A 9,107-nucleotide genomic window follows, 5' to 3' on the forward strand; every position below is an offset into this window, starting at 1 on the left:
GGTTCACCGACCGAGTGCGCGCAGAGCCCGGGCGAACACCTCGTCGAGACCACCCACCGCGTCCACGGTCTTCAGATCGTCGCGGTAGTACTCGAGCAGCGGCTCGGTCTCATCGCGATAGACCTTCATCCGGTTGCGGATCACCTCGTCGGTGTCGTCGGCGCGTCCGCGGCCCTTGAGGCGGGTCAACAGCTCGTCCTCGGAAACCTGGAACTCCAGCACCGCATCCAGCTTGGTGTTGCGGGCGGCCAGCATGTCCTTGAGCGCACCGGCCTGCTCGACCGATCGCGGGTAGCCGTCCAGGATGAACCCGTCGGCGGCGTCGGCCTGGTCGATGCGGTCCTCGACGAGCCGGTTCGTCAGTTCGGCGGGCACCAGGTCGCCGGCGTCCAGATAACGCTTGGCTTCCAGACCCAGGGGCGTGCCGTCGCCGATGTTCTTGCGGAAAAGGTCCCCGGTGGAGATTTGCGGGATGCCGAGCTTCTCGGACAGCTTTTCTGCCTGCGTGCCTTTGCCCGCACCGGGCGGTCCGAGTAGAACGACTCTCACTTCAGGAACCCTTCGTAGTTGCGTTGCATGAGCTGGCTCTCGATTTGTTTGACGGTATCCAAGCCGACACCGATCATGATGAGAACCGCGGTACCGCCGAACGGCAGATTCTGTACCGACCCGGTGTTGCCGATCTCGAGGAACAAGTTCGGCAGCACGGCGATCACGCCGAGGTAGATCGAGCCGGGCAGGGTGATCCGGCTCAGCACGTACCGCAGGTAGTCAGCAGTCGGCTTACCGGGCCGGATGCCCGGGATGAACCCGCCGAACTTCTTCATCTCGTCGGCACGCTCGTCAGGGTTGAAGGTGATCGACACGTAGAAGTACGTGAAGAACACGATCAGGCCGAAGTAGATCGCGATGTAGACCGGATCGGCCGGATTGGTCAGATAGTCGGCGACGAACTTGTCCCACCACCCGGTGCCCGGGTTGGAGCTGCCGCTCTGGATCAACTGCGTGATCAGGTGCGGAATGTAGATCAGCGACGACGCGAAGATGACCGGGATGACGCCGGCCTGGTTGACCTTGAGTGGCAGGTAGGTCGAGGTGCCGCCGTACATCTTGCGGCCCACCATGCGCTTGGCGTACTGGACCGGGATACGGCGCTGGCCCTGCTCGACGAACACCACGCCGATGATGATGATCAGCGCGGCCACACAGACCGCGGTGAACACCACGCCGCCGCGGCTCTCCAGGATGGTCTGGCCCTCCGACGGGATGCGCGCGGCGATACCGGCGAAGATCAGCAGCGACATGCCGTTGCCGATGCCGCGCTCGGTGACGAGCTCGCCCATCCACATCACGAGGGCCGCGCCTGCGGTCATGACCAGCACGATGACGATGAGCCCGAAGATCGAGCTGTCCTGGATGATGTCGAGGGAGCAGCCCTGCAGCAGGCCGCCGTTGGCTGCCAGCGCCACGATGCTCGTGGCCTGCAGGACCGCCAGCGCGATCGACAGATAACGCGTGTACTGCGTCATCTTGGCCTGGCCGGCCTGGCCTTCTTTACGCAGCTGCTCGAACCGCGGGATCACGACCGTGAGCAGCTGCACGATGATGCTCGCGGTGATGTACGGCATGACGCCGACCGCGAACACCGTGAGCTGCAGCAGTGCGCCACCCGAGAACAGGTTGATCAGCGAGTAGATCTGCGCCGAGTCACCGCCGCTCACCTGCTCGATGCACTTCTGCACGTTCGGGTAGTTCACCCCGGGAGAGGGGATCGACGCACCGACTCGATACAGGATCACCACGCCCAGCGTGAACAGGATCTTGCGTCTGAGGTCGGCCGTCCGCAGCGACGAGATGAAAGCCGAAAGCACTCTTCCTCCTGCGCAGCCGACCTCTTCAGCGCGGCGTGCCAAATGGGGCTGGTGGGTCCAGCGGTTTGGTCAAGTCATGTGCAGCAGTCCGGCAGGCGCGCAGCCTGCGAACTCAGCTGTCAAACAGTCTACGAGAGTAACAGTTGCACCCTCGTTGGCCCGCATCGCTGCGCGCTGCCGCGGGCTAAGGCTGTCTTCAGATTCAGAGCGTACAGTCGGCGCCAGCTCGTTACACCGACTAACTAACACGGGAAAAAGGGGACGTTATGGCGCGGACGGACAACGACACGTGGGATCTCGCGTCGAGTGTGGGAGCAACCGCGACGATGGTTGCCGCAGCGCGGGCGATGGCGACGAATGCCGACGATCCGGTGATCGATGATCCGTACGCCGGACCGCTCGTGCGCGCCGTCGGCGTCGACTTCTTCACCAAGCTCGTGGACGGTGACTTCAAGGTCGAGGATCTCGACGAGGAGGCGGCCACCGGCCTCAGCCGGTTCGCCAACGGCATGGCAGCACGCACCCGCTTCTTCGACGACTTCTTCCTGAACGCGTCGCGCGCCGGGATCCGGCAGGCCGTCATCCTGGCCGCCGGACTGGATTCGCGGGCCTACCGGTTGCCGTGGCCGGACGGCACCGTCGTCTTCGAGATCGACCAGCCACAGGTGATCGAGTTCAAGACGCGCACGCTTGCCGAGCTCGGCGCAGGCCCGACCACCGACCGGCGCGCGGTGGCCGAGGACCTCCGCTTCGACTGGCCCGCGGCGCTGCGGGCGGCCGGCTTCGACCCGGCGAAACCGACCGCCTGGATCGCCGAAGGACTTCTCGGCTATCTGCCGCCGGAGGCCCAGGACCGGTTGCTCGACCTGATCACCGAGTTGAGTGCCCCAGGCAGCCGGCTCGGTGTCGAAGGCGTCCCGAGCACCAAGGCAGAGGACCAGGAAGCCATCCGGGCGCGCATGCAGGATTTCTCCGATCGATGGAAGGCCCACGGATTCGACCTCGATTTCAGCGAGCTGGTTTTCCTCGGCGACCGGGCCGACGTGACGACATACCTGGACGGACACGGTTGGCGCACGACGAGCATCGGCACCAACGACCTCCTGATCCGTACCGGTCTGCCGCCGATCGAGGACGATGCCCAGTTCGCGTCGGTCGTCTACATCAGCGCCGAGAAGTAACGACGATGGCGCGCTCGGACACCGACAACTGGGACCTCGCCTCGAGCGTGGGTGCGACGGCGACGATGGTCGCCGCGGCACGCGCCCTCGCCAGCGCCGAACCGCAGCCCCTCATCGACGATCCCTATGCCGCCGCCCTGGTGCGCGCGGTGGGTGTGGACTTCTTCACCAAGCTGGTCGACGGAGACATCACGTTGGAGGGCGAGGACGCCGCGGCCGCCGAGATGATGGTCTCGGTGATGGCCGTCCGCACCCGGTTCTTCGACGACTTCTTCCGTGACGCGGCCGGCGCGGGCATCCGGCAGGCCGTGATCCTCGCGTCCGGTCTCGACGCGCGCGCCTATCGGCTGGACTGGCCCGCAGGCACCGTCGTCTACGAGATCGACCAGCCCCAGGTGATCGAGGCCAAGTCGGCGACCATGGCCGAGATCGGGGCGAGCCAGAGCGCCGAACGCCGGGCGGTTGCGGTGGACCTTCGTGACGATTGGCCCGCGGCCCTTCGCGCGGCGGGATTCGACCCGTCCTCCCCCACGGCCTGGATCGCCGAAGGGCTGTTGATCTATCTGCCGCCCGAGGCCCAGGACCGGCTCTTCGACAACATCACCGCATTGAGCGCGCCTGGCAGCCGACTCGCCACCGAGTTCCACCTCGACGTCGGGTCGACCTTCCGGGACCGCGGCCAGGCCATGAGCCAACGGTGGCGCGAGCATGGTTTGGACATCGACTTGTCCGATCTCTGGTACGACGGCGATCGCAGCCCGGTGGACGGGTACCTGACCGAGCACGGCTGGCAGGTGACGGCACGTCCCCGCACCGAGGTCTTCGCCGATTACGGCCGCACCTTCCCCGACACCGACGAGAACGCGCCGATGCGCAGCTCGTTGGCGGTAACCGCGATACGAAAGTAGGAATCCGATGGCACGCACCGATGGCGACACGTGGGACCTGGCAAGCAGCGTCGGCTCGACCGCTACCGGCGTCGCCGCGTCCCGCGCGCTGGCGACCAAACAGCCGGACGCCCTCATCGACGACCCGTACGCCGACGCGCTCGTCAAGGCAGTCGGTCTGGAACATTTCATCAAGCTCGCCGACGGTGAGCTGTGCGTCGAAGGCGATCAGATGCTCGACCGCCAGCGCATGTGTGAGCAGATCGCCGTGCGCACCCGGTTTTTCGACGACTTCTTTTCAGCAGCAGGCGAAGCAGGCATCCGGCAGGCGGTCATCCTGGCCTCGGGGCTCGACACCCGCGCCTACCGGCTGAACTGGCCGGCGGGCACCGTGGTGTTCGAGGTGGATCAGCCCGAAGTCATCGAGTTCAAGAGCCAGACCCTGGCCGAGCTCGGTGCCGAACCGGCTGCCGAGCGCCGCGTGGTGGCCATCGACCTGCGGGAGGACTGGCCTGCCGCGCTGCGCGCCGCGGGTTTCGACCCGTCGGCCCCGACCGCCTGGATCGCCGAAGGGCTCCTGATCTATCTGCCGCCCGAGGCCCAGGACCGGCTCTTCGACAACATCACCGCGCTGTCGGCTCCGGGCAGCCGGCTGGCCACCGAGCACATGGACATGAACATGCTGTCCGAGGAATGGACCAAGAAGGTCAGTGATTGGTCGAAGCGCGTCGGGTCCGAGGTCGACCTGATGGACCTGTTCTATTCGGGCGAGCGCCACACGGCCCGCGACTATCTGAGCTCGCAGGGCTGGCAGGCGACCGTGGCGTCCACGCGCGACGCCTACGCTGGGTACGGCTTCGAACTGCCCGAGGATCTGGCCGAACTCGCCGGTGATTCGGGTTACCTGTCGGCTCAGCTCAAGTGAGGAATTGATGGCACGCAGCGACAACGACACCTGGGATCTGGCATCCAGCGTCGGCGCGACCGCAACGATGGTCGCCGCCGGTCGCGCCATCGCGAGCCAGGATCCCCGCGGCCTGATCGATGACCCGTTCGCGGCACCGCTGGTGCGCGCCGTTGGCATCGATGCGTTCACCGCGATGGCCGACGGCACACTCGACATCGAGGCCGTCGTGCCCGACGCCGCTGCCCGGGTCCGCGCGAACATCGACGAGATGGCCGTGCGGACAAAGTTTTTTGACGATTACTTCGTGACGTCGACCGAAGGCGGTGCCCGCCAGGCGGTGATCCTGGCTTCGGGCCTGGACTCGCGGGCCTACCGGTTGCCCTGGCCGGCCGGCACCGTGGTCTATGAAATCGACCAGCCCGAGGTCATCGAGTTCAAGACCAGGACGCTTGCCGGACTGGGCGCCGAACCCGCGGCCGAACGTCGCACCGTGCCGATCGACCTGCGGGAGGACTGGCCCGCTGCCCTGCGCGGTGCCGGGTTCGACCCGTCCGTTCCGACGGCGTGGTGTGCCGAAGGTCTGCTGATCTATCTGCCGCCGGATGCGCAGGACCGACTGTTCGACAACATCGCCGACCTCAGCGCACCCGGCAGCTCGGTCGCCACCGAGTTCGTGCCCGCGCTGAAGGATTTCGACGAAGAGAAGGCACGTGAGGCGACCGCGACCTTCAGTCAGTTCGGGCTGAACCTGGACATGCCGTCACTCATCTACCACGGTGAACGGCATTCCGCGGCTGACTATCTCGCCGCGAAGGGCTGGCACATGAGTTCGGTACCGCGGTCGGATCTCTTCGCCCGGTACGGGCTGCCGGTTCCCGACCTCGGTGAGGCCGATCCACTCGGCGAAATCGTCTATGTGAGCGGCACATTCGGCTGAGCTGGCTCGGCACGTAGTCGTTGTGCCCGGCTATGAGCGACAAAGTCGCTGAAATCGCCTCATGGGCAACGCTAATTACATCAGCACCAAGATCCGAGTCACGCAAGGTTACTCCGGCCTCGGCCGTCACGCCGGCAACGCGATTTAGGCTGCCCGCATTACAGCGACAGTGTCGCTCGCCAAGGCGGGCAATGGATCTCGCGACTTCCGAGTTCGACTTCCGAGTTCGGGGCGACGCATCCGCGCGGCGTCGTGAAAACCGGCCCGCGTATGAAGCCACACGGACTCATGCGACTCAGAGCGTGAAACGTCTGAGACCAATGTTGCGGCAGAGCCGGTTCCGCGACTTTGTCGCTTATAGCCGGGCGCATCGACAACCGCGATCGCGTCTCCGAGCAGGGACGCGGCCAATGTTGACCTCGCCGCCAACGGCCGGCTGACGGCCCCACTCGGCAACACGCCGGTGTCGCTTAGGTGCGACGTCAGAACCGGTAATCCCCGACCCACAACGCACTGACCCCGGTGACCGACCGCTCGGCATGATCGAGCACACCCGCCACCGACTGTCCCAGCAACGCACCAAAAGCCTGTGACACCGATGCCGCCGCCGGCTGCGACGAAGGCTTGGGCCGCAACATGTCCAGCCACGACGTTCCGGGGTAGCTCACCACGCGTACCTCGGTGTCCGGCTCGAACCCGGCCAGGACTTTGGCACGGGTGACCGCGGCGCGAAGCCCGCCGAGTTCGTCGACCAACCCGTGTTCCTTGGCGTCCGCTCCGGTCCACACCCGGCCGCGGGCAACCGCGTCGACCGCTTCGATCGAGAGGTTGCGGCCGGAAGCGACCCGCTCGACGAAGTCGGTGTAGAACAGGTCGGCTTCGGCTTCGACCTGCGCGTGCTGCTCATCGGTGAACGGCGCGTTGGTCGACCAGGCATCGGCATTTGCGTTGGTACGCACGCCATCTGAGCCGACGCCGAGCTTGTCCTTGAGCTCACGCGAGATCAGCTTTCCGGTGACGACGCCGATCGAGCCCGTGATGGTTCCCGCGTTGGCGACGATCTCGTTTGCGCCCATCGACACGTAGTAGCCACCCGACGCGGCCACCGCACCCATCGACGCCACCACCGGCGTACCGGATTCACGCGTCCGAACAACTTCGCGCCAAATGGTTTCCGAGCCCGTTACCGAACCACCGGGGCTGTCGACGCGCAACACGATCGCCGACACGTCCTCGTCGGCGGCAGCCTCGCGCAGCGCCGCCGCGATGGTGTCACCACCGGCACTGGAGTTTCCGAACGGCAGCACCTGCGGACCACCTCGACCGCTGACGATCGGACCGTGCAGGGTCACCACGGCGATCGTCGGTTTGGTCTTGCGCCCTGGCAATTGAGGAAGGGGCGGTGCGGGTTTCGGCGCTGTCGCCCGCGCATAGCGCGACAGATACAAACGAGGCGCGGCACCATCTTGGACGGCGTCGGCATCGACGTTCTGCGGCCCGCCGGAAAGCTCGCCGATACGGGCGTACGCCTCGTCGCGGAAGCCGATGCGGTCGACCAGGCCGCCGGTCACCGCGGCGTCACGCAGCAGCGGTGCCTGGTCGGCGAGTGCGTTGATCGCGTCGGGTTCGAGGTGGCGCGACTGGGCGACCGCCTGCCACACCTGGCCCTGGAGGCTCTCGATCAGCCGGCTGTCGGCTTCGCGGTGCGCATCGGTGTAGCGATCTTGCGTGAAAAGGTTTGCCGCAGACTTGTATTCGCCGCGGGCGACGAACTGCGCTTCGATCCCGGCCTTGTCCAGCGCGTCGCGCAGGAACATGGCGCTGGTCGCGAAGCCCACCAGCCCAACGGTTCCCGACGGCTGCATCCACACCTCACGGAATGCCGATGCCAGGTAGTAGGACAGCGTGCCCGGATAGGTCTCGGCCCAGGCCAGCGTCGGCTTGACATCGCCGAACGCGGCGATCGCATCCCGCAATTCCTGCACCGGACCGGCTGCGGCAGCCGGAATCTGCACTCGCGCGATCAGCCCGGCCACGCGGTCGTCGTCGGCGGCGCGGTGGATGGCCGCGATGGCCTGGCGCAGCACCAGCGGCCGCCCGCCGCTGGCGATCATCGCGAATGGATCGAATCCCGCGGTCTCCTGCGGCACCGAGAGGAGGTCGAGCTCCAGCACGCATCCATTGGGCACCCCGTTGTGACGTGCGGTGTCGACACGGCGGACGAGCGCCCGCAACTCGTCCGGGCCGGGCAGTCCAGGAAGAAAGTCCAACATGGCACGAGCCTACCGATCGGCAGTTCTACGCGGCTCGACGCGAACCCCGGCGCTGCCAGGCGGCGGACGTACTGTGGGCCGGGTGAAGTTCTCGATCGCCCTACCGCAGCTCGACAGCGACGGATTCGACTCCGCCGGCTTCAAGGATTACCTGACCCGCGCCGAGGAACTCGGATTTGACGGCGGCTGGACCCTCGAGCAGACCGTCGGCCCCGCGCCGCTGATCGCCCCGCTCGAGCTGCTGTCCTACGCCGCAGCGCTCACCACCCGGCTCCGGCTGGGCGTGGCCGTCCTGGTCACCTCGCTGCACGATCCGCTACAGCTCGCCTCGGCGATCACCGCGGTCGATCGGCTCAGCCACGGCCGCATCGACGTCGGCGTCGCGCCGGGCGGAGGCTCACGCCAGTTCGCGGCGTTCGGGGTGGACCCGGCGACTTTCATCTCCAGCTTCACCGAAGGCCTGGAGTTGATGAAGGCCGCATGGGCCGACGACACCCAGGTGTCGTTCCACGGCCGGTTCCGCGATGTCGACGATCTCCCCATCACGCCGAAGCCCGTGCAGCGCCCGCACCCGCCGATCTGGTTCGGCGCCAACGCACCAAAGGCGCTTGCGCGAGCGGTTCGGCACGGCGACGCATTCCTTGGTGCCGGATCCTCGACCACCACGGCATTCGCCGACGCGGTTCGTACCGTCCGCCACGAGCTCGATGTGCAGGGCAAGGACCCTGCGCGATTTGCCATCGGCAAGCGCGTATACCTGACCGTCGACGACGACGGCGACCGCGCCCGTGAGCGGGTCCGCGCGGGCCTGCACCGGATCTACGGGCCCAAACCCGGCCTCGAATCGGTCGCGGTGGCAGGCACGCCGGGCGACGTGGTGCGCGGCCTGACCGAGGTGATCGAGGCCGGTGCGCAGACCATTCTGCTGAACCCGACCGGCGCCACCGTTGCCGAGAACCGCGAACAGATGGATCGCCTTGCCGCCGAGGTCATTCCGCGGCTGACTTGACTCGGAGACCTTGCGACGCAACGCAAAAGGCCCCCGCGGATT

The 9,107-nt window shown here is 66.7% G+C and carries 8 protein-coding genes; 5 read left to right on the plus strand and 3 right to left on the minus strand.

Going from position 1 to position 9,107, the window contains the following annotated elements:
• Window positions 1–3: 3 nt before the first annotated feature.
• Entirely contained in the window at window positions 4–549 is a 546-nt protein-coding gene (locus ACRCUN_RS05090; protein WP_462140551.1) for an adenylate kinase, read from the minus strand.
• Window positions 546–1,871, minus strand: coding sequence for a preprotein translocase subunit SecY (gene secY / locus ACRCUN_RS05095; RefSeq protein ID WP_462140552.1), 1,326 nt, complete (start codon window positions 1,869–1,871; stop codon window positions 546–548). The genes ACRCUN_RS05090 and secY overlap by 4 nt, the downstream gene beginning before the upstream one ends.
• Before the next feature lie 266 nt (window positions 1,872–2,137).
• Here secY and ACRCUN_RS05100 point away from each other — a divergent pair, with 266 nt between their 5' ends.
• Genes ACRCUN_RS05100 through ACRCUN_RS05115 form a run of 4 tightly spaced genes read left to right on the plus strand, consistent with a single transcriptional unit; the run spans window position 2,138 to window position 5,783 of the window.
• Complete coding sequence (locus tag ACRCUN_RS05100) at window positions 2,138–3,052, plus strand: class I SAM-dependent methyltransferase (protein ID WP_462140553.1); 915 nt, start codon at window positions 2,138–2,140, stop codon at window positions 3,050–3,052.
• Window positions 3,053–3,057: 5 nt separating this feature from the next.
• Window positions 3,058–3,960, plus strand: a complete 903-nt coding sequence (locus ACRCUN_RS05105; RefSeq protein WP_462140554.1) for a class I SAM-dependent methyltransferase — start codon at window positions 3,058–3,060, stop codon at window positions 3,958–3,960.
• Window positions 3,961–3,967: 7 nt separating this feature from the next.
• Window positions 3,968–4,864 (plus strand): class I SAM-dependent methyltransferase, encoded by an 897-nt coding sequence (locus ACRCUN_RS05110; RefSeq protein WP_462140555.1) that lies wholly within the window; start codon window positions 3,968–3,970, stop codon window positions 4,862–4,864.
• Between the two features lie 7 nt (window positions 4,865–4,871).
• Entirely contained in the window at window positions 4,872–5,783 is a 912-nt protein-coding gene (locus ACRCUN_RS05115; protein WP_462140556.1) for a class I SAM-dependent methyltransferase, read from the plus strand.
• A gap of 482 nt (window positions 5,784–6,265) precedes the next feature.
• Here the strand turns inward: ACRCUN_RS05115 and sppA are convergent, their stop codons facing one another.
• Window positions 6,266–8,056 carry a signal peptide peptidase SppA gene (sppA, locus tag ACRCUN_RS05120; protein WP_462140557.1) on the minus strand — a complete coding sequence of 597 codons (1,791 nt, stop codon included), beginning with the start codon at window positions 8,054–8,056 and terminating at the stop codon, window positions 6,266–6,268.
• An 82-nt stretch (window positions 8,057–8,138) separates the two neighbouring features.
• Here sppA and ACRCUN_RS05125 point away from each other — a divergent pair, with 82 nt between their 5' ends.
• Window positions 8,139–9,065: an LLM class flavin-dependent oxidoreductase gene (locus ACRCUN_RS05125; protein WP_462140558.1), complete on the plus strand. Its 927-nt coding sequence runs from the start codon at window positions 8,139–8,141 to the stop codon at window positions 9,063–9,065.
• Window positions 9,066–9,107: the final 42 nt, after the last annotated feature.

It is taken from the genome of Mycobacterium venezuelense (assembly GCF_054919535.1).